Annotated in this window: 20 protein-coding genes; 7 read left to right on the forward strand and 13 right to left on the reverse strand. The window is 57.6% G+C overall.

Annotation, left to right across the window (positions count from 1 at the left end; all coding sequences use genetic code 11):
• Positions 1–212: 212 nt before the first annotated feature.
• Positions 213–2,537 carry a TonB-dependent receptor gene (locus AC3ITA_RS03880; RefSeq protein ID WP_414929778.1) on the reverse strand — a complete coding sequence of 775 codons (2,325 nt, stop codon included), beginning with the start codon at positions 2,535–2,537 and terminating at the stop codon, positions 213–215.
• A gap of 206 nt (positions 2,538–2,743) precedes the next feature.
• Between AC3ITA_RS03880 and AC3ITA_RS03885 the strand changes: the two genes are divergently transcribed.
• The gene (locus tag AC3ITA_RS03885) at positions 2,744–3,424 is read left to right on the forward strand and encodes a Fe2+-dependent dioxygenase (RefSeq protein WP_414929777.1); all 681 of its coding nucleotides are present in this window, start codon (positions 2,744–2,746) and stop codon (positions 3,422–3,424) included.
• Positions 3,425–3,454: 30 nt separating this feature from the next.
• Positions 3,455–4,186 carry a tetratricopeptide repeat protein gene (locus AC3ITA_RS03890; protein WP_414929823.1) on the forward strand — a complete coding sequence of 244 codons (732 nt, stop codon included), beginning with the start codon at positions 3,455–3,457 and terminating at the stop codon, positions 4,184–4,186.
• 157 nt (positions 4,187–4,343) lie between these two features.
• Here AC3ITA_RS03890 and AC3ITA_RS03895 read toward each other — a convergent pair whose 3' ends face one another.
• From AC3ITA_RS03895 to AC3ITA_RS03915, 5 genes are all read right to left on the reverse strand, one after another.
• Complete coding sequence (locus AC3ITA_RS03895; RefSeq protein ID WP_489279518.1) at positions 4,344–5,507, reverse strand: type III PLP-dependent enzyme; 1,164 nt, start codon at positions 5,505–5,507, stop codon at positions 4,344–4,346.
• Between the two features lie 661 nt (positions 5,508–6,168).
• On the reverse strand, positions 6,169–7,326 hold the full coding sequence (locus AC3ITA_RS03900) for an osmoprotectant ABC transporter ATP-binding protein OsmV (RefSeq protein ID WP_414929776.1): 1,158 nt from the start codon (positions 7,324–7,326) through the stop codon (positions 6,169–6,171).
• Positions 7,323–7,976 (reverse strand): ABC transporter permease, encoded by a 654-nt coding sequence (locus tag AC3ITA_RS03905; RefSeq protein WP_095942380.1) that lies wholly within the window; start codon positions 7,974–7,976, stop codon positions 7,323–7,325. The genes AC3ITA_RS03900 and AC3ITA_RS03905 overlap by 4 nt, the downstream gene beginning before the upstream one ends.
• A 12-nt stretch (positions 7,977–7,988) precedes the next feature.
• Positions 7,989–8,882: a glycine betaine ABC transporter substrate-binding protein gene (locus tag AC3ITA_RS03910; protein WP_414929775.1), complete on the reverse strand. Its 894-nt coding sequence runs from the start codon at positions 8,880–8,882 to the stop codon at positions 7,989–7,991.
• Between the two features lie 20 nt (positions 8,883–8,902).
• Positions 8,903–9,619, reverse strand: coding sequence for an ABC transporter permease (locus AC3ITA_RS03915; protein ID WP_095942378.1), 717 nt, complete (start codon positions 9,617–9,619; stop codon positions 8,903–8,905).
• A gap of 439 nt (positions 9,620–10,058) precedes the next feature.
• On the opposite strand from AC3ITA_RS03915, the gene AC3ITA_RS03920 reads away from it, so the two are divergent.
• A complete protein-coding gene (locus AC3ITA_RS03920) occupies positions 10,059–11,642 on the forward strand; it encodes a peptide chain release factor 3 (protein WP_095942377.1) in 1,584 nt (527 codons plus the stop codon).
• A gap of 85 nt (positions 11,643–11,727) precedes the next feature.
• Here the strand turns inward: AC3ITA_RS03920 and AC3ITA_RS03925 are convergent, their stop codons facing one another.
• The gene (locus AC3ITA_RS03925; protein WP_489279521.1) at positions 11,728–12,093 is read right to left on the reverse strand and encodes a nuclear transport factor 2 family protein; all 366 of its coding nucleotides are present in this window, start codon (positions 12,091–12,093) and stop codon (positions 11,728–11,730) included.
• A gap of 482 nt (positions 12,094–12,575) precedes the next feature.
• Between AC3ITA_RS03925 and AC3ITA_RS03930 the strand changes: the two genes are divergently transcribed.
• From AC3ITA_RS03930 to AC3ITA_RS03945, 4 genes are all read left to right on the forward strand, one after another.
• Complete coding sequence (locus AC3ITA_RS03930) at positions 12,576–13,964, forward strand: DUF6002 family protein (RefSeq protein ID WP_489279522.1); 1,389 nt, start codon at positions 12,576–12,578, stop codon at positions 13,962–13,964.
• A gap of 7 nt (positions 13,965–13,971) precedes the next feature.
• Positions 13,972–15,006, forward strand: coding sequence for a hypothetical protein (locus AC3ITA_RS03935; RefSeq protein ID WP_489279524.1), 1,035 nt, complete (start codon positions 13,972–13,974; stop codon positions 15,004–15,006).
• A complete protein-coding gene (locus tag AC3ITA_RS03940; protein WP_489279525.1) occupies positions 14,999–16,231 on the forward strand; it encodes an MFS transporter in 1,233 nt (410 codons plus the stop codon). Before AC3ITA_RS03935 ends, AC3ITA_RS03940 begins: the two co-directional genes overlap by 8 nt.
• A 150-nt stretch (positions 16,232–16,381) precedes the next feature.
• On the forward strand, positions 16,382–16,636 hold the full coding sequence (locus AC3ITA_RS03945) for a hypothetical protein (RefSeq protein WP_095942376.1): 255 nt from the start codon (positions 16,382–16,384) through the stop codon (positions 16,634–16,636).
• Positions 16,637–16,832: 196 nt separating this feature from the next.
• Here the strand turns inward: AC3ITA_RS03945 and AC3ITA_RS03950 are convergent, their stop codons facing one another.
• The 6 genes from AC3ITA_RS03950 to AC3ITA_RS03975 form a co-directional block, all read right to left on the reverse strand.
• Entirely contained in the window at positions 16,833–17,813 is a 981-nt protein-coding gene (locus AC3ITA_RS03950) for a peptide ABC transporter ATP-binding protein (protein ID WP_489279526.1), read from the reverse strand.
• Entirely contained in the window at positions 17,813–18,781 is a 969-nt protein-coding gene (locus tag AC3ITA_RS03955) for an ABC transporter ATP-binding protein (protein ID WP_489279527.1), read from the reverse strand. Before AC3ITA_RS03955 ends, AC3ITA_RS03950 begins: the two co-directional genes overlap by 1 nt.
• A gap of 10 nt (positions 18,782–18,791) precedes the next feature.
• Positions 18,792–19,703 carry an ABC transporter permease subunit gene (locus AC3ITA_RS03960; protein ID WP_095942373.1) on the reverse strand — a complete coding sequence of 304 codons (912 nt, stop codon included), beginning with the start codon at positions 19,701–19,703 and terminating at the stop codon, positions 18,792–18,794.
• A 10-nt stretch (positions 19,704–19,713) separates the two neighbouring features.
• Positions 19,714–20,724 carry an ABC transporter permease subunit gene (locus AC3ITA_RS03965; protein WP_095942372.1) on the reverse strand — a complete coding sequence of 337 codons (1,011 nt, stop codon included), beginning with the start codon at positions 20,722–20,724 and terminating at the stop codon, positions 19,714–19,716.
• A 72-nt stretch (positions 20,725–20,796) separates the two neighbouring features.
• The gene (locus AC3ITA_RS03970; protein ID WP_150672201.1) at positions 20,797–22,392 is read right to left on the reverse strand and encodes an ABC transporter substrate-binding protein; all 1,596 of its coding nucleotides are present in this window, start codon (positions 22,390–22,392) and stop codon (positions 20,797–20,799) included.
• A 78-nt stretch (positions 22,393–22,470) separates the two neighbouring features.
• Complete coding sequence (locus AC3ITA_RS03975) at positions 22,471–23,904, reverse strand: OprD family porin (protein ID WP_150672200.1); 1,434 nt, start codon at positions 23,902–23,904, stop codon at positions 22,471–22,473.
• Positions 23,905–23,938 lie beyond the last annotated feature (34 nt).

Consider the following 23,938-nt stretch of genomic DNA (forward strand, 5'->3'; position numbering starts at 1 on the left):
ATTATGCCGTGGGGTTGTCGAGAAGCATTCTTTTTTACGCACAAAGGCCCCGTTCATGTGGATGAACGGGGCCTGGCCACACACCAACTATGTAGGAGCGAGCCTGCTCGCGAAAAACTCGAGAACGACGCGGGGGTCAGGCTAGTCGCGTTATCGTTGACGACCATCGCGAGCATGCTCGCTCCTACAGGAAGTTGTTGGTCGCATTTCCATCAGAAGTGGAAGTTGGTACTCAGCAAAGCGGTGCGACCGGCTGCCTGGTTGGCGAAGTGAGTCGAGAACGCCTTGTCGTAGTAGGTCTCGTCGGTCAGGTTCTGCACGTTCAGTTGCAAATCGACGTTCTTGCTCAGCTTGTAGGCCGCCATCGCGTCGTAACGAACGTAGGAATCGACCATGGTGGTGTTGGCGGCACTGCCGAACACGTCGTCGACATAGAACGCACCGCCGCCAATGGTCAGCTTCGGCGTGACTTGATAGGTCGTCCACAGGCTGGCGCTGTTTTTCGGCGTGTTAGGCAATTCGTTGCCATCATTGGCTTTGTTTGCCGGCATGTCGCCGCCATCGACTTGCTCGCTGTCCATGTAGGCGTAACCGGCGAAGACCTGCCATTTGTCGGTGAGCTTGCCGGTGGCCGACAGTTCGACACCTTGAACACGGGTTTTGCCGACGTTTTCGTAAGTCGTGGTGTTGGTCTGCACACGAGCGTTTTCTTTCTCGGTGCGGAAGATGTCGGCAGTCAGGGACAGACGATCGTTCAGCAGGTCCCACTTGGTACCGATTTCGTAGTTCTTGGTGGTTTCCGGCTCCATGTCGCTTTTCAGCAGGTTGCCATTGCGATCCGGCGTGCCACCCAACGGGTTGCCTTCCGAACCTTCACCCAGGGTGTTGCCCGGTGGCGTGGCAGACGTCGCGTAGGACGCATAGATGCTGCCGTTTTCGGCGGGTTTGTACACCACACCGAACTGACCGGTAACGAATTCGCTGGTGTCATCGCCCTTGGACGTGGTCACGCTGGAACCGTTGAAGGTTTTGTAGTCGGTGTCGAAATGGTCGTAGCGCAGGCCCATGTTCACCAGCCACTGCTCGGTCAATGTCAGGGTGTCGAACACATACAGTGCGTAGGTGTTGGCCTTGGTGTCGGTGCCGGCGAAGTTGCGCGAGATGGCACCGCTCCACGGATCATTCGGGTTCGGGTTGGACAGCGAGGTGCAGTTGTAACCGCTTGGCGCGCCGATCAGGGCTGGCGAGCAGTTATTGGTTACCGCTGCCGTTCTCGGGGTGGTGTCCGTGTTGACGTTGTACGAGGATTTTTCACTTTCCTCGTGTGTGTATTCGACACCGGTGGAGAAGCTGTTCTTGAACCCGGCGATGTAGATATCACCAAACAGGTCGGTCTGGTTGGTGGTGGTCTCGGTGTTGCTCACGCGGGTATTCGCCCGACGCCAGACACTGCCGTTGTTGACGTTGCCTTTACTGTCGTCCGGCTGGGTCAGGATGTAATCCTGCATGCTGGAGCCGTGACGCAGGGTGTTCTTGATGGTCAGCGAGTCGCTCAGGTCGTGCTCGATGGCGAAGGTCGCGGTGTCGGTGCGGGTCTTGCGGAAGTCGCGATCGGTCAGACCATAGAAGTTGCTGCTGTCACCGCCGTCATTCGGCTTGTCCGGGTTGGACTTGGTACGGGCAGCCGAGCCACCGACCGGGATGGAGTACGGAATACCCGAGTCCGGCAGGTCGTTGCTTTCAAGATGGTAGTAGTCGAGGTTGACGCGAGTGTCGGTGCCCAGACCGAAGGCCAGGGACGGTGCGACACCCCAACGGTCGTAGTTGACGCTGTCACGTCCGGCGACGTTGCTCTCGTGGCTCAGCAGGTTCAGACGGCCAGCGGCGGTGTCGGTGAACTGGTAGTTGCCGTCGAAGGTGTAGCGCTGGGTCTGATCGGAGCCCCAGGTGAAACCACCGTCGAGCGAATCGCCCAGGTGAGCTTTCTTGCTGACCAGGTTGATGCTGCCGCCCGCGGCGCCACGACCACCGATGGCGGAGTTCGGGCCCTTGCTGACTTCGATCGATTCAACGGCGAAGATTTCGCGGCTCTGGGAGCCGGTATCGCGCACACCGTCCAGGTAGGTGTCGCCCTGGGCGTCGAAACCGCGGATGAACGGACGGTCGCCCTGAGGGTTACCGCCTTCACCCGCACCGAAGGTGATGCCCGGAACAGTGCGCAGCGCGTCCTGCAGGTTGAGCGAGCCGGTGTCTTTCAGAACCTGTTGCGGAACGACGGTCACCGAGCGCGGCGTGTCGATCAGCGGGGCGGTGTACTTGGGCGAGGAGGCTTTCTCGACGTTGTAGGTTGTCTCGTCCTGGGCTTCGCCGGTGATGGCGGTGGCGCCCAGCGAAATCACTTTGTCCGGTGCTTTTTCGTCGGTTTTTTCCGCCGCGAAAACCATGTGGCCCGCAGACCCGGCAGTAATCGCCATGCCGATGGCCGATGCGAGCAAACGTGGTGAACTGACCGGTACTTGTGGTTGTTGACGCGACATTTGAATTCCCCTCCCCCAGGATTTGAGGTGGCGGAATATAGGGTAAATACGTATTCGTAACAATTGCGAAATATTACTATTCGCACTGAATTTACATTCTTTACAATTTAACCTTACGGTTTTTGCTGACTCATTCGTCAGATGGGTTTTACACAGGCAATAAGAATCAATACCATTGGCATCCCTTTGTTTTCAGGTGTCTTGCCATGCTGCTGCATATTCCAGGTCTGTTCGAAAAAGACGAGGTGCGGCGCATTCGCGAGGCTCTGGAGCAAGCCGATTGGGCCGATGGCAAGATCACCGCCGGTTACCAGTCGGCCAAGGCCAAGCACAATTTGCAGTTGCCTGAAGGGCATCCGCTGGCCAAGGAGATCGGCGCGGCGATGCTGGAGCGGCTGTGGAAAAATCCGCTGTTCATGTCAGCAGCCTTGCCGCACAAAGTCTTTCCTCCGTTGCTGAACTGTTACACCGCCGGTGGCAGTTTCGACTTCCATATCGACAACGCGGTGCGTCAACCCAAGGGCAGCATCGAGCGGGTGCGTACGGATTTGTCCGCCACGCTGTTCTTCAGCGAACCGGAGGATTACGACGGCGGCGAGCTCGAAATCCAGGACACCTTCGGCACCCAACGGGTGAAGCTGCCTGCCGGTGACATGGTGCTGTACCCAGGCACCAGTCTGCACAAGGTCAACGCGGTGACGCGGGGAACGCGACTCGCCTCGTTTTTCTGGACGCAAAGCCTGGTGCGTGAAGACAGCCAGCGCGCCCTGTTGTTCGAGATGGACGGGGCCATCCAGCAACTGACCCGCGATGTGCCCGATCATCCATCGCTGATCCGCCTGACCGGTACCTATCACAACCTGTTGCGTCGCTGGGTCGAGGTGTAAGTGGCGGATTTTCGTTTACGCCGCGAGGAAATGCTCGACGGTGAGCGCCTGCGCGCGATGCTCGACGAAAGCCCGGCCCGGGCGGCCCAGGCGATTCTGATCGCGGCCCGCGAAGACGTCCTTGATGCGCAGGCGTTGCTCGGGCAGATTTTGCTGGACGGGCAGGGCATTGCTCAGGATCGGCCGCTGGCGCTGCGTTGGTTCGACATCGCCGCGCGGCGCGGGCATGTGATGGCGCGCAACATGCTTGGCCGTTGTCATGAGCATGGTTGGGGCTGTGCTGCCGATGCATCGCTAGCGGCCAGGCATTACCGACTTGCCGCCACGGCAGGGCTGGATTGGGCGATGTACAACTACGCCAATCTGCTGGCCACCGGACGCGGGGTGGTTGAGGATCAACTTCAAGCACTGAGTCTGTATCGTCGTGCGGCTGAGTCGGGCCATGCAAAATCGATGAATCTGTTGGGGCGGTATCTGGAAGAAGGGCGGGTCTGTCCGGCGGATCCGGCAGCGGCTCGTAACTGGTATCGACGTTCGGCCGAGGGCGGGGATTTTCGCGGGCAGTTCAGCTTTGCAGCGGTCTTGACCGACGAAGGGAATATCGAGGATGCATTGGTCTGGCTGCGCAAGGCGTTGGCCGGGGGGAATTTGAATTTTCTGCGAGTGGCGAGTCAGGCGTTGTCGAGCGCGACCGATCCAAGGATTCATGCACTGGCCCACGAATTTCATCATCGAGTCGTCGAATTGACCCCGGTCTCTTGAATCTTTGTGGGAGCGAGCTTGCTCGCGATGACGTCATGACATTCAACATCAATGTTGACTGACCTATCGCCATCGCGAGCAAGCTCGCTTCCACAGGGATTTGCATAAACAAAAAAACCCATGACATGTCATGGGTTTTTTGTTTTTTAGGCAGTCTTTACACGTAGAACGACTTCAGCGGCGGGAAGCCATTGAACTCGACGGCGCTGTAGCTGGTGGTATACGCACCGGTCGACAGCCAGTACAGGCGATCACCGATGGCCAGGTTCAGCGGCAGGCCGTACTTGTAGTTTTCGTACATGATGTCGGCGCTGTCGCAGGTAGGACCGGCGATGACCACTTCTTCCATCTCGCCCTTTTTCTCGGTCCAGATCGGGAACTTGATGGCTTCGTCCATGGTTTCGATCAGACCGGAGAATTTGCCCACATCCGTGTACACCCAACGCTCTACCGCGGTACGGGATTTACGTGCGACCAGTACCACTTCGCTGACCAGGATGCCGGCGTTGGCGATCAGCGAGCGGCCTGGCTCGAGGATGATTTCCGGCAGGTCATCACCGAAGTCTTCCTTCAGGAAGCGGATGATTTCCTCGGCGTAGGTTTCCAGGCTGTTGGTGCGGGTGATGTAGTTGGCCGGGAAGCCGCCGCCCATGTTGATCAGCTTCAGGTGAATGCCGTCTTCTTCCTTCAGGCGCTCGAAGATCACTTTGACCTTGGCGATCGCCGCGTCCCAGACGCTGATGTCGCGCTGTTGCGAGCCGACGTGGAACGAGATGCCGTAAGGCACCAGGCCCAGGTCGCGGGCGAGGATCAGCAGGTCCATGGCCATGTCGGTCTGGCAGCCGAATTTGCGCGACAGTGGCCAGTCGGCGGTGGTCGAGCCTTCGGTCAGGATGCGCACATAAACTTTTGCACCCGGGGCGACCTTGGCGATGTTGCGCAGGTCGGCTTCGGAGTCGGTGGCGAACAGGCGCACGCCCTTCTCGTAGAAGTAGCGGATGTCCTTGGACTTCTTGATGGTGTTGCCGTAGCTGATGTGGTCGGCGCTGACGCCGCGATCCAGCACTTTGTCCAGCTCATAGATAGAGGCGATGTCGAAGCTCGAGCCTTTCTCTTTGAGCAGGTCGATGATCTCGACGGCCGGGTTGGCCTTGACCGCGTAGTAGACCTTGGCGAATTCGAAACCGGCGCGCAGGTCGTCATAGGCCTGGCTGATCATCGCGGTGTCGATCACCACGAACGGGGTTTCCTGTTTGTCGGCGAACGCCTTCATTTTCTGAAAGGTTTCGCGCGCGAAATAGTCTTCGACCTGGATCGACATACCTGGGAGCTCCTAATGGCAAACGAGTAAAAACAATGGGTGCAAATGAACGTCCTCCGTATCCCCACTTTGGTTCGCCTACTTCCCAAGGCATGTCGCCGAAAGCAAAAAGGCCATGGGAAGTGCAGCTTTCCCTTGGCCTTGCTGTCTCGTCGTCAGTACTTGAGCCGGATGGATCGTTTCCAGCATGGACGTTCGGCGCGAACTTTAGGGCGTGAGGGGCTTGAGATCAACAAAAAATGTCGCGTTTTTGCACTCTTCTGACGCGCGTTACGAGCATTACTCTTTGTAACCGACACAGATGACAGTCGGATGTTCCCGAGGAATTCGGAGGTGTTAAAAATACCTGCACGTTCGACGCTTTTGTACGCCAAGTCGCTAGTAACTACGATGGCGTCAACATCGGCGACGTTGTCTGCGAAAAGGTGGGCTGAGAGGGGATTTGACTATTTCAGAGCGTGTTTACGGATGGTTTTTACAGACGCCACTGTTGATATTTTTTTCCGGTATGCCGATTACCCAAAAATTGCACAAACCTTGTAGGGGCGAGCCTGCTCGCGATGGCATTTTCACTGCCAACATCGTCGTTGACTGATATTGCGCTATCGCGAGCAGGTTCACTCCTACAGGTTTTGCGTTTTTTACCGGGCGATTTGGGTGATCAGGCGACCACCGCCTCGGCCGGCGAGACGATATTTGTCTTCATCCCGCGCGACCGACCAGAGCTCAGATACGCCGCAATCGACTCCTGCGTGACCTCGCCAAGGAACACCCGCTCGGCATCCATTACCGGCAACCACGCCCGATTGAACTCGTACATGCGTGACAGCAGGATGCGCAAATGTTCGTCGTACGCCGCCGTGGCATTGAAGTCGCGTTGGTACTGCGCGCAGGTGCCGGTCTGACGGTGCAGGTCGCGACGTCGTACGTAACCCAGGGCTTTATTCTCGGCACAAGTGACCACGACATAGCGTCGGTCATGCTCGTCCATCAACTCCAGCGCTTCGGTCACCGGGGTATGCGGGCTGACGGAGGGTGCGTTGTCCGCTGCATCTTCGGCTTTCACCAACAGCAGACGCTTGAGTGTGCTGTCCTGGCCGACGAAGTTGCTGACAAATTCATCCGCCGGGTGCGCGAGCAGAGTGTCCGGGTGATCGATCTGCAGCAGCTTGCCGGCGCGGAAGATCGCGATCTTGTCGCCGAGCTTGATCGCCTCGTCGATGTCGTGGCTGACCATGATCACGGTCTTGTTCAGCGCCCGCTGCATGTCGAAGAATTCGTTCTGGATCATCTCGCGGTTGATCGGGTCGACCGCACCGAAGGGTTCGTCCATCAGCAACAGCGGCGCATCGGCGGCCAGTGCGCGAATGACGCCGATCCGCTGTTGTTGGCCACCGGACAATTCCCGTGGATAACGATTCAGGTATTGCTTGGGTTCAAGCTTGATCATGCTCATCAACTCGCGGGCGCGGTCGTGGCATTTCTGCTTGTCCCAGCCGAGCAGTTTCGGCACCACGACGATGTTCTCCTCGATGGTCATGTTCGGAAACAGGCCGATCTGCTGGATCACGTAGCCGATGTTGCGGCGCAGCGTCACTTCGTCGAGGCCGGTGGTGTCTTCGCCATTGATCAGGATCTTGCCCGAGGTCGGTTTGATCAGACGGTTGATCATTTTCAGCGTGGTGCTTTTGCCGCAACCCGATGGCCCGAGGAACACGCAGATTTCGCCTTCATTGACGGTCAGGCTTACCGAGTCCACGGCTTTCACATCTTTGCCGTTGCTTTGGAAGGTCTTGCTGAGGTTTTGAAGTTCGATCATTTCAGGAGTCCTTTTGGAGTCAGCGAGCGTTGCAGCATTTGCAGGATCAGGTCGGCGATGATCGCCAGCACGCTGACCAGTACGGCACCGACAATCAGCATCGACATGTCACTGCGGCTGATGGAAGCGAGGATGAGTACGCCCAGGCCGCCGGCGCCGATGGTGGCGGCGATGGTCATGACGCCGATGTTCATCACCACGGCGGTGCGCACACCAGCGAGGATCACCGGCACGGCGATGGGCAGTTCGACCATGCGCAGGCGCTGGCCGAAGGTCATGCCGATGCCGCGGGCGGCTTCGCGGATGCCCGGCTCGACATTGGTCAGGGCCAGGTAGGTGTTGCGCATGATCGGCAGCAGTGAGTACAGGAACACCGCGGTAATCGCCGGCATCGGCCCCAGGCCCTGGCCGAACTTGGAGTAGAACGGCAGCAGCAGGCCGAACAAGGCAATCGACGGCACGGTCAGCAGCACCGTGGCGCTGGCTTGCAAGGGGCCGGCGAGACTCGGGAAGCGCGTCATCAAAATGCCCAATGGCACGCCGACCAGAATCGCCAGGGTCACGGCAATGCCGACCAGGGTGATGTGTTGCCACGTCAGGTGTAAGACCAATGGCCAGTCGAGATGGGAAAAGGCGTTCAGGAATTCCATGACTTTTCCTCCTTAATTGATCGGGTGCTGGCGCAGAAAATCGGCGGCAACGGCTGAAGGACTTTGGTGCTCGACGTCGACCCGCGCGTTGAGTTCGCGCATGGTGTTGTCGTCGAACAGTTCAGCCAGCGGCTTGAGTTGAGCGGCCAATTGCGGATGCGCGTCGAGGTAGGCCTGACGCACCACCGGCGCGGCGGTGTAGTCCGGGAAGTAATGCTTGTCGTCTTCCAGCAGCTTCAGCTTGAAGGCGTTGAGGCGACCGTCGGTGGTGTAGACCAGGCCGGCAAACACCTGCCCGTTACGCAGCGCGGTATAGACCAGGCCGGCGTCCATCTGCCGGATGTTCTTGCGGGTCAGGTTCATGTCGTAGAGCTTGACCATGCCATCCAGACCGTCCGAACGGTTGGCGAACTCGGTATCCAGCGCCACCAGGTTGTTGGTCTCGGCTTCCTTGCGCAGCACCCTGTTCAGCTCACTGATGGTGTTGATTTGCGGGTATTGGTCGGCGACGTTCTTCGGCAGGGCGAGGGCGTAGGTGTTACTGAATTTCGACGGGGTGAGCCAGACCAGGCCTTTTTTCGCGTCGAGTTCTTTTACTCGGGCGTAGGACTGTTCGCTGTCGAGTTTTTCAGTCACATGGTTGTAGGCCACCAGCGAAACGCCGGTGTATTCCCAGAGCATGTCCAACTGGCCACTTTCGTGGGCGCTGCGGGCCAGATTGCTGCCCAGGCCGCCGGTCACTTGCACCTCGTAACCCTTGGTGCGCAGGTACTGCGAAGTGATTTCCGCCAGCAGGGTTTGTTCGGTGAACACCCGAGCGCCGATGCGTATCAAGGGTTTGTCGGCGGCATGGGCAAATCCTGCGAACAGCAGGACGCAGCCTAGTAAAAAGCTTGATGTTTTCATGACGATTCCTTTGCCGAGGCTTAAGACGGGCGCAAGCCGCGTTCGAGCCAGAGGCGGCTGGCGAGTGTCACCAGGCCGTCGAGCAATAAGGCCAGCAGGGCGGTGCAGGCCGCGCCGAGCAGCAATTGCGGCTGATTGTTCAGGGCGATGCCAGGGAAAATCAGGCTGCCGAGACTGTTGGCGCCGATCAGGAACGCCAGCGGCGCCGTCCCGACATTGATCGCCAATGCCACGCGCACACCACCGATGATGATCGGCACCGCGTTGGGCAATTCGACTTTCCACAGCACCTGGAGCGGGGTCATGCCGATGCCGACGGCGGCTTCCTTGAGCGAACCCTGAACGTTTTTCAGGCCTTCATAGGTGTTGCGCACGATGGGCAGTAGCGAGGCGAGGAACAGGGCGAAGATGGCAGGACCGCTGCCGATGCCGAGGATGCCCAGGGCAATGGCCAGGACGGCCAGGGGCGGAACGGTGTTGCCGATGTTGAAGAACTGCATGAAGCGTTCGGCGCGGCCGACCATGGACGGGCGGCTGAGGAAGATGCCGGCAGGAATGCCCACGACAAGGGCGGCCAGCATGGAAGCGAGGACGAGAACCAGATGAGCTTGCAGGTAAAACAACAAATCGTCGCGGTAAAGTTCGATCGTGTTGATGCCGATCCATTGGATCAGCAGGGCCAGAAGGGCGATTACCAGCGCGCCTCCTATCAGCCCTTTGCCATAGTGGATAGCCACAGGCGGACTCCTTTTTTCAGTCGGCGAACACTTTTTCGTGTGGCAACGCCATTCCTGGCTGCCGAAAAAATGATCGCGAGAAGCAGCTCAAGCCGAGCGCGTTCCACTGTAGGAGCGAGCTTGCTCGCGATGGGCGTCAACGATAACGCTGGGTACTTGAATGTACGCGTTGTCTGGACGTTTTTCGCGAGCGAGCTCGCTCCTACAGAGGGTAAGCGCACGGCTATCGAGCCATGAGCACAGCCTCGTCAGGCCGAATTGCAGGTGTTTCAGGCCCCCGACGAGTGGTCGTAACGGGGGAGTGGACGTCTCCTTGCTTTAAAAGGTTCCCATCTGAAGCAGCATTTGGCCACCCCTAATATGCTCAACGGTTCGGTTCTTGGATCAACTTGGGCTATAATCTGCGCCCTTTTTTGAATCACCTGCCAGGCGATTTCCCATGACCAAACAGGCCGCCGAAGTCGCGAAACGCCGCACTTTCGCCATTATTTCCCACCCCGATGCCGGTAAGACCACCATCACCGAGAAGCTCTTGCTGATGGGCAAGGCGATTGCGGTAGCCGGTACGGTGAAATCTCGTAAGTCCGATCGCCATGCCACCTCCGACTGGATGGAAATGGAAAAACAGCGTGGTATTTCCATTACCACGTCGGTCATGCAGTTCCCGTATCGCGAACACATGATCAACCTGCTCGACACCCCGGGCCACGAAGACTTCTCCGAAGACACCTACCGCACCCTGACGGCGGTGGACTCGGCGTTGATGGTGCTCGACGGCGGTAAAGGTGTAGAGCCACGGACCATCGCCCTGATGGACGTCTGCCGTCTGCGTGACACGCCGATCGTCAGCTTCATCAACAAACTCGACCGTGACATCCGCGACCCGATCGAACTGCTCGACGAAATCGAGGCCGTCCTCAAGATCAAGGCGGCGCCGATCACCTGGCCGATTGGTTGCTACCGCGACTTCAAGGGCGTGTATCACCTCGCCGATGACTACATCATCGTGTACACCGCCGGTCACGGCCATGAGCGCACCGATGTGAAAATCATCGAGAAGCTCGACTCCGATGAAGCCCGCGCCCATTTGGGTGACGAGTACGAGCGTTTCATCGAACAGCTGGAACTGGTGCAGGGCGCCTGCCACGAGTTCAATCAGCAGGAGTTCCTCGACGGCCAACTGACCCCGGTATTCTTCGGTACGGCACTGGGCAACTTCGGTGTTGACCACGTCCTCGACGCCGTGGTTGATTGGGCCCCCCGCCCACTGGCACGCGTGGCCAACGAGCGTACCGTGGAGCCGGTGGAAGAGAAGTTCTCGGGCTTCATCTTCAAGATCCAGGCGAACATGGACCCGAAACACCGCGACCGCATCGCCTTCATGCGTATCTGCTCCGGCAAGTACGAAAAAGGCATGAAGATGCGCCACGTGCGCACCGGCAAGGACGTGCGGATCGGCGACGCGCTGACCTTCTTCTCCTCCGAGCGTGAGCAGCTTGAAGAGGCGTTTGCCGGCGACATCATTGGCCTGCACAACCACGGCACCATCCAGATCGGCGACACCTTCAGCGAAGGCGAAGTCCTGGGTTTCACCGGCATCCCGCACTTCGCTCCGGAATTGTTCCGCCGAGTACGCCTGAAAGATCCGCTGAAATCCAAGCAACTGCGCCAGGGCCTGCAACAGCTGGCCGAAGAAGGCGCGACCCAGGTGTTCTTCCCGGAACGCAGCAACGACATTATCCTCGGCGCCGTCGGTGTGCTGCAGTTCGATGTGGTCGCCAGCCGTTTGAAGGAGGAATACAAGGTCGAGTGCTCCTACGAGCCGATCACTGTTTACTCGGCGCGCTGGATCGAATGCAGCGACAAGAAGAAGCTTGAGGAATTCTCCAACAAGGCCGTGGAAAACCTGGCACTGGACGGCGGCGGTCACCTGACCTACCTCGCGCCGACGCGGGTCAACCTGGCGCTGATGGAAGAGCGCTGGCCGGACGTGAAATTCCGTGCGACCCGTGAGCATCACTAAGCGTTGATCTGCAAAATCAAAAGCCCCGTTGCGAAAGCTTCGGGGCTTTTTTTTATTTGTGGGGTGTCCACAACGAGAGTTCGATTCACAGCGGGTTTACGAACGTTCCCTGATGAAAAACCATCCGCCATTGTTCGTCTTGCTTTTGCCAAATCGTACTTCGCAGGCTGTTGGTGGATGATCGCTGGCCGATGGATGCGTTGTGACAGTGGTAGGTTACCAATGCGGAATGTTCCGACAGTGGTTTAACAGAGAACTGGCTGATCGTGCGTTCAGTGAAGGGCTGATGCGGCAACTGCTCGACAACTTCGGCCTTGCTCCAGATGCTGCCGCTGGCGCCGAATTCAATGAAGTCGTCCGCGAGCAGGCTTGATATTTCTTCGGCATCACTTCGGGTTGCCTGTGACAGGAGTCGTTGTTCGAGTTGCAGCAGTGTTTTCGATAGGTCCACGTCGGTAGCCTTATCTGAGTTTTACGAGTCAGGAAACGTGCTCTCGCTCCACTACGGGATTAGCCTACACCGATATCTTCTTTAAACTGCGCGAGGAGTATTCTAAAAATCTCATGGTGAATCTGCATCATACATCTGGAAAAATTTTCCTGGTGCGGCAATTTGGTCTGGAAGTGCAGGTCAACTTGGCACTTAGGGAAGTACGCTGGCCGGACGTGAATTCCGTGCAGCGCGTGAGCATTATCAGGCATTGAGTTGAAGCCAGCAGGAAGCCCACTGTGGAAGCAATAGTTTTTTGATCTTTGATTTGGTTCGAGTCGATCAGGATGTCAGATATTTCTGTAGGGCTTTTTTCCGATTTTTGTAGCTCTACTCTGGTTTTAACTGATCTAGGCTTTTTCCCGCGATACAGAACTTGTTGAGGTCTAGCGTTCACTGGACATTTCGCAATTAGCGATTTTCCACGTGTAGGAGCAAGACAAATGGATGTGAAAACCAACTCAAGTGCAACGGCGACACAACGACCTAAGTCCCCGGTTTCTGTTCTCGAGCGTTATTACGATCTTATCGTCAACAGTTCTTCCGATTTCGAAGTCAGCAGCAGCGACGGCGCTTTCGAGCCTTCAATGAGGTTACCTGCACTGGACTCCCGTATGCAGGCCTTTCTTTCCGCTGCCACTGCGCAGTTTTTTGAATTGGGTCGCTATCGAGGTGTGCCGCTACGGCTGTTCGACCTGCGGCAAAACGCAAACACTCAAACAACGAAGACCTTTGCTTCCACGCTGATTGTTGCACGCGCCATTCGACATATTCAGGAAACTGGCGAAAGCATTCTGTTGTTTTCCCCTTCTTCCGGCAACAAGGCTATTGCATTGCGTGATGCGGTTTTACGTGCGTTGAAAGCCAAACTTGTTCATCCCGAGCAATTACGTATTGTCACGCTGACACCTATGCAAACGATCGGGAAGCTGCGTAGAACTGAGCTCTACGATGACCCTCGGTTGCGTGCTCTGAATCCGATATTTATCCTTGATACAGACTCGCCGGAGGCTGTGAAGGCTATTGGGCAGCAGTTCAAAGAGCTCTTCAATAACGAACCATTGGGTGATTCGAAGCTGTGGCATTCCCTGCGACTGGAAAACTATCGATTCTCTGACCAAGCCCGAGCTTTTTTTGATTTCGAGTATGGCGATGCTTGGGATACCGATCGCAAAACAGTACACGTGCATGCAGTGTCGAGCGCATATGGACTTCTGGGATATTGCTCTGGCGTGGACGTATTGAAACGTCTAAGAAAACAGGTTTCCACACCTTCGTTTCTATTGGTTCAACACTTGGCTACCAGTGACATGGTTTTGCATTTGCTCGATGGAAATTTCGAGGGTGCTTCTACTCCACTCTATACGCAGGCAGACGACGGTCTGTGGGTGCAATCGGCGTCTGCGCATTTTCCTGCTACGACTTGGAGTCCCGACGAGACTCTCGAATCTACTTTTTACACGCATTTACCGTCCACCGCTGTGGAAATGACAGAACATGTCCGGGTCAATGGAGGCTCTGGAATTGTCGTTTCGCTGTATGAGTGTATGCAACGCTACAGTGAGTGCGTTCAGCTGCTCGGCAACACCTCTGTGAGATTGCCCAGCGACCCCCGCGACCTGAAGGAGTGGTCATTGGTGATGGCGATGACCGGTTGCTTGAATGCGATTGATCGACAGCTATTGGAGGGCGTGGACGGTTACACCATTCATGCATCAGGCACTTATTGTCTTGGGGACTATGAGGTTGTGCCGTTTGATGGGCTGTCATTCATTACAAGTGCTGATGAGATGATAGAGACCCTTCGTAACCGAAATAACGATGAGGGCTGATTTTCGAATGAGCCAGAAAACAGTCTGCCACTTTCGTATTTACAGTGGGCGCTCCCGAGCCGGAACTCCGGCTCGTCTTACGTATCTCGGGGTGAATGAAGGACTGCAGTATATCGCCCCTTTTGTAGCTCAATGCTTTTTCGAACAATCGTGTATAGACCAAGAAGGGGCTTTGGAATGGGAGCAACTTGATGATTTTATAAAGCGAAATAAAACCGACATGAGTTTGTTGATGACTTCATCGGACATTATCCAGCAATGCCAACAGCCAGGTGATGTTGTCGGCCTCAGTAGGATTCATCAAAAAGTCAATGTTTCTGCTGGTTTGGAGCACGTGCTGGGGCAACTATCTCATCGTGAAAACAAGCGCCGAGCTCAATCGGTCAAACGAGGCTTTCAGTACGATGTGTCAATTGAAGATGAAGATTTTTACTCCTTTTACCGCACCATGCATGTTCCGACGATGAATGCTCGTTACGGTGATTTTGCTCGAAGTGTGGAAGAGCAGGATGCTTTTTTGAATTTGTTCAAACGAGGCGTGTTATTTCGAATTCAGATGCATGCTGAGTGGGTAGCGGGAAGTATTTCTCATATTGACTGGCCGACGCGTACCTTGAATGCACGTTTGATTGGGATGAAGGACGGAAGTGTAGTTTATCGTGCAAACGGTGCGCAGAATTTTGTTTATCACTCGATCCTGGAATGGGCCTCCAATCAAGCATCCATCGACTGGGTCGACTTTCAAGGTTGTGAACCATTTTTAAGCAAAGGAACATTCCAATACAAAAAGCGCTTCGGGGCTCAAGCTGTTATTCCAGAAAACGCCTTCGGACAGTGGAGGATCTTGATTCGAATGCCGACGCTTTGTGCCTCGGTACGAAAGTTTCTGATTAACAACCCTCTAATAGGGCTAGATGCTGATGGCCGGCTACAGGCGCAGTATTTTTTCGATGCGGATCACGAAATTCGTTCAGACATTCCTTACGCTTCAAAAGGTATTTACAGTCAAGTGAGCCGCAACCTGGATCAGTGGCATGGTTAGCCGACTCGCTCACCTGATTCGGCTGGACGGCTACTTCTGCTCTATGGCCTGGGTGCTCGCTGTGTTGATTTTCATCAATCGGTTGAGCGCCATGGCCAAGTTGTTCATGGCGTTGTACCTGCGTCAGGCACTGGGGTTGCCGTTTGAAACGGTTGGATGGTTGTTGTCCGGTTACGGTGCAGGATTACTGATTGGGTCAATGGGCGGTGGCGTGCTGAGTGATCATTTCTCCACGGCGCGGCTTACTGCATTGTTGCTGTTTGCCTCCGTGTGTATTTTGCTTCTATTGGGCCTGGTCACCGATGTGCCTTGGCTGGCTGGGTTGCTGCTGTTCAGTGGTGTTCTCGATGGTGCAATTCGTACGCTTCATCAGCGTTTGATCCTGGAGTATTGCCATGTTGAGCGGCGTGCTCGTGCACAATCATTGAGTCGAGTTGCCATCAATCTGGGTATGGCTATAGCCGGGGTAATGGGTGGCGTTCTGGCACAGGCTGATTTTCGGTGGGTGTTTTTTGTCAGCGCTGCTATGACGTTATTGGCCTTGGTCTGGTTTGTTCGGTCGACGATTCGTCGAGATGTTCTGATGTCGGATGAGGTCTCTGCTGCGGCATTGGACGCTGGGTCCCCATTCCAGGACAGACCGTTCCTTTGGTTACTGGCGGCTTCAGGTTTGCTCGGCCTTGCCTTCGAACCGGTCTACAGCATGTTGGGCAACTATTTGCTCGATTACTATCGACTGGGAGCTGAGGGTGTCGGATGGCAATTTGCGCTCAATGCATTGCTCGTGGTTTTGCTGCAAATTCCGTTATCCCATTGTAGTGAGTCATGGGGGGCGCGGCGGCAACTGTTGGCAGGTGCCTTTTTGCTCGCTTTCGGGCTTGGAATTCTGCCGTTGGGGAGCGGGATCCTATTTGTCTGCCTATCGACCGTTGTCTGGACTGTGGGCGAAATTTTGTTTATGCCAACCTTGAACGTCTTGGTCATGCAACGTGCACAAGTAGGTAGAAGTGGGCTCTATTTCGGCCTTTTCTCTATGTGTTGGGGGATGAGTGCGTTTCTTTCGCCGACACTTGGCGGCCAGCTATACGGTCACTTTGGAGGACATAGTGTCTGGATCGCAAGTGCGGTGTTGGCGATGTGTTCTATGCCGCTCATATGCCAGGCGACACGTCCCTGTCTGCGTCCAGTCATCAAATCCTCGCTGAAGAGCGAGACAGCCACTTAGTGAGTTTGGGAATAACCCTTATTCAAAACCAGTCTACAAACCCGCCACATTTTCCTTCGCGCCACAACGTCAAATCTGGAGAACCCGGCTGATCGGAACTAGATTTGACTCAGCGCCAGACAGGCACTCAACGAAAGGAAGGAATCGGCTATGAACAGATTGTTTCGCGTTTTACTGCTGTTGAAGGTGATGGTGATGTTTTCGCTCGGAACTTCGATGGCGTGGGCCGAGTGTATCGATCATGGGGAGCAGGCTTCGAGCGGGCAGGCGGGTTATGCGGGGTTGATGATCGCCAAGTCAGAATCGGAACCAGGAGATCAGGGGCAGGGTGGTGCTGACAACGACGATGACTCGACCACCGACGAGCCGGACTCCGATGAGGAAGAAGGCGACAGCCAGACCTAGTCACTCTATTGCAGGCAAAAGAAACCCCCTTCTACCTGAATGATGCGCAATCGAGGCGGAAGGGGGTGGGTTAACGCTGACTGCTTGAGCTACTCAATCCCTGTGGGAGCTAGCCTGCTAGCGATTGCGGTGTACCCGTAAACAGAAATGTTGACTGGTATGCCGCTATCGCCAGCAGGCTGGCTCCTACAGTTTTTTATGCCGCGCCGTCGAGGAATTGTTCGGCGTAGTGGCAAGCCACCTGGCGGCCGGCGAGCAGGCGCAGGGCCGGCTCTTCAGTGCTGCAACGCTCGGTGGCGTACGGGCAGCGCTTATGGAAGGCGCAGCCGGACGGCGGGTTCAACGGGTTGGGCAACTCGCCGACGATCTTGATTTTCGGCTTGTCCGGATCCGGGTGGATGGCCGGCGTCGCCGACAACAGCGCCTGGGTGTAGGGGTGCAGAGGGCGGGAGTAAATGTCCTCTTTCGCCCCCATTTCCACCGGACGACCGAGGTACATCACCATCACGTGGTCGGCAACGTGGCGAACCACTGCCAGGTTGTGTGAGATGAACACATAGGCGGTGTTGAACTCCTGCTGCAAATCCATGAACAGGTTGAGCACCTGCGCCTGAATCGACACGTCCAGTGCCGAGGTCGGCTCGTCCGCCACCAGCACTTTCGGTTGCAGCATCATCGCGCGGACCAGGGCGATCCGCTGGCGCTGACCGCCGGAGAACATGTGCGGATAACGCTGGTAGTGCTCGGGACGCAAGCCCACCTGTTTCATCATCGCCTGGACTTTCTCGCGACGTTCCGCGGCGCTCAGGTTGGTGTTGATCAGTAGCGGCTCAGCCAGTTGATCGCCGACTTTCTGCCGTGGGTTCAACGAGGCGTACGGGCTCTGGAACACCATCTGCACGTCCTTGCGCAGTTGCTTGCGCTGGGCCTTGTCGGCGCCGGCAACTTCTTGCCCGGCGATTTTCAAGGAGCCGGAGGACGGCTCTTCGATCAGAGTCAGGGCACGGGCCAGGGTGGATTTGCCGCAACCCGACTCGCCGACGACAGCGAGGGTCTTGCCGGCTTCCAGTTCGAACGACACACCGTTGAGGGCGCGCACGGTGGCGTGACCCTTGAACAGGCCTCGGGACACCTCGTAGTGACGGGTCAGGTCGCGGGCGGTAAGAACGACGGCCATTACGCCACCTCCTGGTTCAGCGGGTAGAAGCAGCGAGCGAGGCTGTTGCTTTTCTGGTCAAGTGCCGGACGTTGTTGACGGCAGTTGTCTTTCACGTACGGGCAGCGCGGCGACAGCAGGCAACCCTGCGGACGGTCGTAGCGACCGGGAACGATGCCCGGCAGGGTCGACAGGCGCGCGGCACCCAGGCTGTGTTCCGGAATCGCCTTGAGCAGCGCTTCGCTGTACGGGTGCGCCGGGATGTCGAACAGTTGCGGCACCTGACCGACTTCGACCGCTTGGCCTGCGTACATCACGCACACGCGCTGGGCGGTTTCAGCCACGACGGCGAGGTCGTGGGTGATCAGCACCAGGCCCATGTTCTGCTCTTTCTGCAAGGCCAGCAGCAGGTCCATGATCTGCGCCTGAATGGTGACGTCCAGTGCGGTGGTCGGTTCGTCGGCGATCAGCAGTTTCGGTTCGCCGGCAATTGCCATGGCAATCGCGACACGCTGGCTCATGCCACCGGACAGTTGATGCGGGTAGGCGTCCATGCGGCTAGCGGCACCCGGAATCTCGACTTTTTCCAGCAGTTCGATGGCGCGCTTGCGGGCAGCCTTGCCGGACATTTTCAGGTGCAGGCGCAGCACTTCTTCGATCTGGAAACCGACGGTGTAGCTCGGGTTCAGCGCGGTCATCGGATCCTGGAAGACCATGGACAGGTCTTTACCGACGATCTGTCGACGCTGGCGATTGTTGAGCTTGAGCATGTTCTTGCCGTCGAAATTCAGGGCGTCAGCGGTGACGATCCCCGGATGCTCGATCAGGCCCATCAGCGCCATCATGGTCACGGACTTGCCGGAGCCGGACTCGCCAACGATGGCCAGCACTTCGCCCTTGTCCACTTGCAGGTCGAGACCATCGACGACTGGCGTAGCGGTTTTGTCGCCGAAGCGAACGTTGAGATTCTTGATTTCTAGCAGTGACATGGGAATCTCCTCAGGCGGCGTTCTTGAGTTTCGGGTCCAGCGCATCGCGCAGGCCGTCGCCCATCAGGTTGATTGCCAGCACGCTGAGCAAAATGGTCAAACCAGGCAGGCTCACCACCCACCAGGCGCGTTCGATGTAGTCGCGGGCCGAAGCCAGCATGGTGCCCCACTCAGGGGTTGGCGGTTGTACGCCAAGGCCGAGGAAGCCCAGTGCGGCGGCATCGAGGATCGCCGAGGAGAAGCTCAGGGTGGCCTGAACGATCAGCGGCGCCATGCAGTTTGGCAGCACGGTGACGAACATCAGGCGTGGCAGGCCGGCACCGGCCAGGCGCGCGGCGGTCACGTAGTCGCGGTTCAGTTCGCCCATCACCGCAGCGCGGGTCAGACGAACGTAGGACGGCAGGGACACCACGGCAATGGCGATCACGGTGTTGATCAGGCCAGGGCCGAGGATGGCGACGATCGCCACGGCCAGCAGCAGGGACGGCAGGGCCAGCATGATGTCCATCAGACGCATGATGGTCGGGCCGAGCACGCGCGGGAAAAACCCGGCGAACAGACCCAGCAGGATCCCCGGAATCAGCGACATCACCACCGAGGACAAGCCGATCATCAAGGACAGGCGCGAGCCAGTGATCAGACGCGACAGCAGGTCGCGGCCCAGCTCATCGGTGCCGAGCAGGAACTGCAGTTGCCCACCTTCCAGCCAGGCCGGCGGAGTCAGCAGGAAGTCGCGGTATTGCTCGCTCGGGTCATGAGGGGCGACCCACGGGGCGAAGATCGCGCAGAAAATCACCAGCAGCATGAACATCAGACCGGCGACGGCACCTTTGTTCTTGGAGAACGCTTGCCAGAATTCTTTGTACGGAGACGGGTACAGCAGGCTTTGATCGACTGCTACCGATGGAATTGGAGTGGTCATGGTCATGATCTCAGCGCTGATGACGGATGCGTGGGTTGGCAAAGCCGTAGAGGATGTCCACTACGAAGTTGACCACAATCACCAGGCAGGCGATTAACAGGATGCCGTTTTGCACGACGGGATAATCCCGGGCGCCAATGGCTTCGATCAGCCATTTGCCGATGCCGGGCCACGAGAAGATGGTTTCGGTCAGGACCGCACCGGCCAGCAGGGTGCCGACTTGCAGGCCGACCACCGTCAGCACCGGAATCAGCGCGTTGCGCAGACCGTGCACGAACACCACGCGCGCCGGCGACAGGCCTTTGGCCTTGGCGGTGCGGATGTAGTCTTCGCGCAGCACTTCGAGCATCGAGGAACGGGTCATCCGCGCGATCACCGCCAGCGGGATGGTACCCAGCACAATGGCTGGCAGGATCAAGTGGTGCAGGGCGTCGAAGAAGGCGTCCGGCTCGTCGGCCAGCAGGGTATCGATCAGCATGAAGCCAGTGCGCGGTTCGATGTCATACAGCAGGTCGATCCGCCCGGATACCGGGGTCCAGCCCAGGCTTACCGAGAAGAACATGATCAGGATCAGGCCCCACCAGAAGATCGGCATCGAGTATCCCGCCAGGGAGATACCCATCACCCCATGGTCGAACAGGGACCCTCGCTTGAGTGCCGCGATCACCCCGGCCAGGAGGCCCAGGATGCCGGCGAACAACAGGGCGGCCATGGACAGTTCCAGGGTCGCGGGGAACAGGGAGGTGAACTCGCTCCACACGCTTTCACGGGTACGCAGGGATTCCCCGAGATCGCCGTGGGCCAGCTTGCCGATGTAATCCAGGTACTGGGCATACAGGGGTTTGTTCAGACCTAGGCGTTCCATTGCCTGAGCGTGCATTTCGGGATCGACCCTGCGTTCTCCCATCATGACTTCTACGGGGTCGCCCGGGATCATGCGAATCAGCGCGAAAGTCAGCAAGGTGATGCCGAAGAACGTGGGGATCAACAACCCCAGTCGGCGGGCAATAAAACTAAACATCGTGTGTTGTACCTCATCAGCCGGTTAGGCGTGCCCGGCATGCCTGGGTCAGGAATGCCGGGAGTTTTCTTATTACTTCACCTGGGTGGTGGCGAAGTTATTCGTGGTGAGTGGGCTAATGTGATAGCCCTCTACGTTGTTGCGCATTGCGGTAAACATTCTAGTGTGTGCCAAGCTGATCCACGGCTGGTCCTGGTTGAAAATAACCTGGGCCTGTTCGTAGAGCGCTGCGCGTTCGGCCGGGTCGGTTTTTTCCCGGGCCTGATCGATCAGGGCCTGGAACTTGTCATTGCACCAGCGTGCGTAGTTTTCGCCGTTCTTGGCCGCTTCACAACTGAGCATAGGCGTCAGGAAGTTATCCGGGTCGCCGTTGTCGCCCGCCCATCCGGCGGAAACCATGTCGTGCTCGCCGTTTTTCGCGCGTTTGAGCATTTCGCCCCATTCCATCACGCGGATGTCGATCTTGATCCCGACCTTGGCCAGGTCGGCTTGCATCATCTGCGCGCCGAGCATCGGGTTCGGGTTGGTTGCACCGCCTCCGTTGCGGGTGAACAGGGTGAAGGTGGTGCCTTCCGGTACGCCGGCTTCCTTGAGCAGGGCACGGGCCTTGTCCAGGTCACGGGCCGGGTTCTTCAGTGTGTGGTTGAAGCCCAGCAGGGTGTCCGGGAACGGGTTGACTGCGGCTGTTGCATTGCCCTTGCCGAACAGCGCGTTGACAGCCGCTTCCTTGTCGAAAGCGATGTCGATGGCTTTACGCACCCGCACATCGCTCAGGTACTTGTGCGTGGTGTTGATGGCGATGTACGCGACGGTCATCGCGTTCAGTTCATCGACTTTCAGCTTGTCGTCTTTCTTGATGCTCGGGATATCATCCGGCTTCGGATAGAGCGCGACCTGGCACTCGTTGGCCTTGAGCTTTTGCAGGCGCACGTTGTTGTCGGTGGCGATGGCCAGGATCAGCGCATCAGCCGGTGGCTTGCCACGGAAGTAATCCGGGTTGGCCTTGAAGCGAACCTGGGCGTCCTTGTTGTAGCGCTGGAATACGAACGGGCCGGTGCCGACTGGCTTGTTGTTCAGGTCGCCGGTCTTGTTCGCCTTGAGCAACTGGTCGGCGTATTCAGCGGAGTAGATCGACGAGAAGGCCATGGCGATGTCGGCCAGGAACGGCGCTTCACGGCGGGTAAGGGTGAATTTGACCGTATTGTCGTCGACTTTCTCGACGCTCTTGAGCAGCTCCTTGAAGCCCATGCTTTCAAAGTACGGGAAGCCCACGCTCGACAGTTTGTGCCACGGATGATTCGGGTCCAGCTGGCGCTGGAAGCTCCAGACCACATCGTCGGCATTCATGTCGCGGGTCGGCTTGAAGTATTCGGTGGTGTGGAACTTGACGCCTTTACGCAAATGGAACGTGTAGGTCAGGCCGTCTTCGCTGATGTCCCAGGAATCGGCCAGCGCCGGAATCACTTCGGTGGTGCCGGGCTTGAAGTCCGCCAGGCGATTGAAGATGGTTTCGGCCACGGCATCGGCGGTGACTGCAGTCGTGTACTGGACCATGTCGAAGCCTTCGGGGCTGTTTTCGGTGCAGACCACCAGCGGCTTGGCCGATACACCCATCGCGACACTCAGCAAGGCAGCCGCGATGGCCGCACGTAGGGGAAGCATTTTCATCAAGAACCCTCTGCAATCAGTTAAAGGACAAAAGCCGAACGGCCGATTCGTCATTGAATCAGCCGTTCGGCACGGGCATTACAGGATGTTGAACGGAACCGTGGTCACGAGACGGAACTCGTTGATGCTGCCGTCAGCCTGGTTTTCGCTGGCACGGTGAGCGGTGTAGGTGCCGCGGATCGTGGTGGCCTTGAGCGGGCCGCTCTGCACGGCGTAGGTCGCGCCGATGCCGTATTCATAGTGGTGTTCGCCATCCTGGGACTGGATGCCGTCGTAACCCTTGCCTGCCACGCCGCCGTTGCCGGTGTAGTGAGTACCGTCGATGCCCCAGCCGCGAGCCTGGTAGATGTTGAACTTCAGGCCTGGCACGCCGTATTCGGCCATGTTCAGACCGTAGGCAACCTGGAACGATTTTTCGTTCGGGCCGTTGAAGTCCGACAGCAGGGAGTTGGCCAGGTAGATGCCGTTGGTTTCGTGCAGGTAGTCGAAGTACTCGTTACCGTTCACTTCCTGATACGAGAGGGTCAGGGTGTGGGCCTGGTGGGTCAGGCCGAACGACAGCGAGTAGGTGTCGTTGTCGATATCACCGATCAGGGCTTTACCGGTTTCCTTGGTTTTGTAGTAGTTCAGGCCGGTGGTCAGGCTCAGTACCTGGCTGTCGCCCAGTACGTGAGAGGCGCCGAAGTAGTACTGGTTCCAGATGTCTTCAGCCTGGGTCGCCCAGAGGCTGGTGGTCAGGCTGGCAAATGGGGTGTAGGTGATACCGCCGGTGTGAACGTGGTCGGTTTCGACGATGCCGTTGGCGTATTCGGTGCGGAATTTGCGCTGGCTTTCTTCGGTACGCGGTGAGTTGCGGTCGAAGGTGGCCAGGTCGAAGGCCAGGTTGTTCAGCTCTTCGCTGTGCAGGGCCACGCCCTGGAAGCTCGAAGGCAGTGCACGGTTACCGATCACGTCGACCATCGGGCTGCTGAAGTTCATGCGGCCGGCGGTCAGGGTGCTGTTGGAGACACGCGCCTTGACGTTGGCCAGGCCCAGTTTGCTCCACTGGCCTTGAGCGTCGCCGCCTTCTTTGGTCAGGGTACGGTTGTTGCCCGCGCCTGGACGAGAGCCCGGCGCGCCACCGTTGTTGGACGCCAGGTCTTTGCGGTCCCGGTCCAGGGCGATGGCGTTGTATGCCGCCACTTCAGTGCTGAAGCCTACGGTGCCTTCGGTGAAGCCCGAGTTGTACTTGAGGATGGTGCCCTGGACCCAGTTGATCCGGCGATCGGTCGGGGTCGAAACGCCGTCCTTTTTGTAGGCGAACTTGGCGCCGCGTTGCAGTTGCTCGTTGGCATACCAGTTACGCGTGGTGCCGGTGATCGACTGGCCTTCGACAAAGCCGGTGGCTTCGCTTTGGGCGTTTTTCTCGTTCACGGTAACCGGGGTGAAAGCCTGGCTTTGGGACTCTGCGTAAGCCGTGGCGGTTACGCTGCTTATGGCCAAGGCCAATAACGCGGTGCTGCTCAGTTTCATGGGTAAAGCTCCTTACTTTCTTTTTTTATGCCGG

The sequence above is a fragment of the Pseudomonas sp. GL_090 genome, assembly GCF_057837765.1.

Coding starts and splice junctions, on each gene's coding strand:
- AC3ITA_RS03880 (WP_414929778.1), bottom strand. CDS start 2,537: ATGTCGCGTCAACAACCACAAGTACCGGTCAGTTCACCACGTTTGCTC.
- AC3ITA_RS03885 (WP_414929777.1), top strand. CDS start 2,744: ATGCTGCTGCATATTCCAGGTCTGTTCGAAAAAGACGAGGTGCGGCGC.
- AC3ITA_RS03890 (WP_414929823.1), top strand. CDS start 3,455: ATGCTCGACGGTGAGCGCCTGCGCGCGATGCTCGACGAAAGCCCGGCC.
- AC3ITA_RS03895 (WP_489279518.1), bottom strand. CDS start 5,507: ATGTCGATCCAGGTCGAAGACTATTTCGCGCGCGAAACCTTTCAGAAA.
- AC3ITA_RS03900 (WP_414929776.1), bottom strand. CDS start 7,326: ATGATCGAACTTCAAAACCTCAGCAAGACCTTCCAAAGCAACGGCAAA.
- AC3ITA_RS03905 (WP_095942380.1), bottom strand. CDS start 7,976: ATGGAATTCCTGAACGCCTTTTCCCATCTCGACTGGCCATTGGTCTTA.
- AC3ITA_RS03910 (WP_414929775.1), bottom strand. CDS start 8,882: ATGAAAACATCAAGCTTTTTACTAGGCTGCGTCCTGCTGTTCGCAGGA.
- AC3ITA_RS03920 (WP_095942377.1), top strand. CDS start 10,059: ATGACCAAACAGGCCGCCGAAGTCGCGAAACGCCGCACTTTCGCCATT.
- AC3ITA_RS03930 (WP_489279522.1), top strand. CDS start 12,576: ATGGATGTGAAAACCAACTCAAGTGCAACGGCGACACAACGACCTAAG.
- AC3ITA_RS03935 (WP_489279524.1), top strand. CDS start 13,972: ATGAGCCAGAAAACAGTCTGCCACTTTCGTATTTACAGTGGGCGCTCC.
- AC3ITA_RS03940 (WP_489279525.1), top strand. CDS start 14,999: ATGGTTAGCCGACTCGCTCACCTGATTCGGCTGGACGGCTACTTCTGC.
- AC3ITA_RS03945 (WP_095942376.1), top strand. CDS start 16,382: ATGAACAGATTGTTTCGCGTTTTACTGCTGTTGAAGGTGATGGTGATG.
- AC3ITA_RS03950 (WP_489279526.1), bottom strand. CDS start 17,813: ATGGCCGTCGTTCTTACCGCCCGCGACCTGACCCGTCACTACGAGGTG.
- AC3ITA_RS03955 (WP_489279527.1), bottom strand. CDS start 18,781: ATGTCACTGCTAGAAATCAAGAATCTCAACGTTCGCTTCGGCGACAAA.
- AC3ITA_RS03960 (WP_095942373.1), bottom strand. CDS start 19,703: ATGACCACTCCAATTCCATCGGTAGCAGTCGATCAAAGCCTGCTGTAC.
- AC3ITA_RS03965 (WP_095942372.1), bottom strand. CDS start 20,724: ATGTTTAGTTTTATTGCCCGCCGACTGGGGTTGTTGATCCCCACGTTC.
- AC3ITA_RS03970 (WP_150672201.1), bottom strand. CDS start 22,392: ATGAAAATGCTTCCCCTACGTGCGGCCATCGCGGCTGCCTTGCTGAGT.
- AC3ITA_RS03975 (WP_150672200.1), bottom strand. CDS start 23,904: ATGAAACTGAGCAGCACCGCGTTATTGGCCTTGGCCATAAGCAGCGTA.